Source organism: Prevotella sp. SGI.167, from assembly GCF_050313615.1.
Classification (GTDB): domain Bacteria; phylum Bacteroidota; class Bacteroidia; order Bacteroidales; family Bacteroidaceae; genus Prevotella.
On record NZ_JBNPLT010000080.1, the window covers coordinates 1 to 2,285 of the forward strand.

Genomic DNA, 2,285 nt, shown 5'->3' on the forward strand with positions numbered 1-2,285 from the left:
TGGCAAAATCCTGGGCAACTTTTTGTTGCTCAGGAACTTATAAATAAAGTTAAATCAAAGTGTTGCGGAATTAAGGTAATCGTTATGCGGCAGTAATAATATACATATTAATACGAGTTAGTAATCCTGTAGTTCTCACATACTACGAGGAGGTATTAAAAGGTGCGTTTCGACAATGCATCTATTGTAGTATATAATTACTTAATCCAAATGAATATTATAAATTTAGGAATTCTTGCTCACATTGATGCAGGAAAAACTTCCGTAACCGAGAATCTGCTGTTTGCCAGTGGAGCAACGGAAAAGTGCGGCCGTGTGGATAATGGTGACACCATAACAGACTCTATGGATATAGAGAAACGTAGAGGAATTACTGTTCGGGCTTCTACGACATCTATTATCTGGAATGGAGTGAAATGCAATATCATTGACACTCCGGGACACATGGATTTTATTGCGGAAGTGGAGCGGACATTCAAAATGCTTGATGGAGCAGTCCTCATCTTATCCGCAAAGGAAGGCATACAAGCGCAGACAAAGTTGCTGTTCAGTACTTTACAAAAGCTGCAAATCCCGACAATTATATTTATCAATAAGATTGACCGTGCCGGTGTGAATTTGGAGCGTTTGTATATGGATATAAAAACAAATCTGTCGCAAGATGTCCTGTTTATGCAAACTGTTGTCGATGGATCGGTTTATCCGGTTTGCTCCCAAACATATATAAAGGAAGAATACAAAGAATTTGTATGCAACCATGACGACGATATATTAGAACGATATTTGGCGGATAGCGAAATTTCACCGGCTGATTATTGGAATACGATAATCGCTCTTGTGGCAAAAGCCAAAGTCTATCCGGTGCTACATGGATCAGCAATGTTCAATATCGGTATCAATGAGTTGTTGGACGCCATTTCTTCTTTTATACTTCCTCCGGCATCAGTCTCAAACAGACTTTCAGCTTATCTCTATAAGATAGAGCATGACCCCAAAGGGCATAAAAGAAGTTTTCTTAAAATAATTGACGGAAGTCTGAGACTTCGAGACGTTGTAAGAATCAACGATTCGGAAAAATTCATCAAGATTAAAAATCTAAAGACTATTTATCAGGGCAGAGAGATAAATGTTGATGAAGTGGGTGCCAATGATATCGCGATTGTAGAGGATATGGAAGATTTTCGAATCGGAGATTATTTAGGTGTTAAGCCTTGTTTGATTCAAGGATTATCCCATCAGCATCCCGCCCTCAAATCCTCCGTCCGGCCAGACAAGCCCGAAGAGAGAAGCAAGGTTATATCCGCTCTGAATACATTGTGGATTGAAGACCCGTCTTTGTCCTTTTCCATAAACTCATTTAGCGATGAATTGGAAATCTCGTTATATGGTTTGACCCAAAAGGAAATCATACAGACATTGCTGGAAGAACGGTTTTCCGTCAAGGTCCATTTTGATGAGATCAAGACTATCTACAAAGAACGACCTGTAAAAAAGGTCAATAAGATTATTCAGATTGAAGTACCACCCAACCCTTACTGGGCCACAATAGGGCTGACTCTCGAACCCTTACCGTTAGGGACAGGGTTGCAAATCGAAAGTGACATCTCCTATGGTTATCTGAACCATTCTTTTCAAAATGCCGTTTTTGAAGGGATTCGTATGTCTTGCCAATCGGGGTTACATGGTTGGGAAGTTACAGATCTGAAAGTAACTTTTACTCAAGCCGAGTATTATAGCCCGGTAAGTACACCTGCTGATTTCAGACAGCTGACCCCTTATGTCTTCAGGCTGGCCTTGCAACAGTCAGGTGTGGACATTCTCGAACCGATGCTCTATTTTGAGTTGCAGATACCCCAAGCGGCAAGTTCCAAAGCTATTACAGATTTGCAAAAAATGATGTCTGAGATTGAAGACATCAGTTGCAATAATGAGTGGTGTCATATTAAAGGGAAAGTTCCATTAAATACAAGTAAAGACTACGCCTCAGAAGTAAGTTCATACACTAAGGGCTTAGGCGTTTTTATGGTCAAGCCATGCGGGTATCAAATAACAAAAGGCGATTATTCTGATAATATCCGCATGAACGAAAAAGATAAACTTTTATTCATGTTCCAAAAATCAATGTCATCAAAATAATGGAGCGGTCAGGAAATTTCTATAAGGCAATACAGTTGGGATATATACTTATCTCCATTCTTATCGGATGTATGGCTTATCTTTTTAGTTGACAATCAAAATGCAGGGTCTGGAAGTAAGATCTGACGAAGGTGGTTACAGTGGTTACG

At 39.7% G+C, this 2,285-nt stretch carries 1 protein-coding gene and 1 pseudogene; both read left to right on the forward strand.

Going from position 1 to position 2,285, the window contains the following annotated elements; translation table 11 throughout:
- Positions 1-210: 210 nt before the first annotated feature.
- Positions 211-2,136 carry a tetracycline resistance ribosomal protection protein Tet(Q) gene (tet(Q), locus tag ACQRBJ_RS15855; RefSeq protein ID WP_445304207.1) on the forward strand — a complete coding sequence of 642 codons (1,926 nt, stop codon included), beginning with the start codon at positions 211-213 and terminating at the stop codon, positions 2,134-2,136.
- Positions 2,136-2,216 (forward strand): annotated as a pseudogene (locus ACQRBJ_RS15860) (two component system sensor kinase); the annotation flags it as partial. The gene tet(Q) and the pseudogene ACQRBJ_RS15860, both read left to right, overlap by 1 nt.
- Positions 2,217-2,285 lie beyond the last annotated feature (69 nt).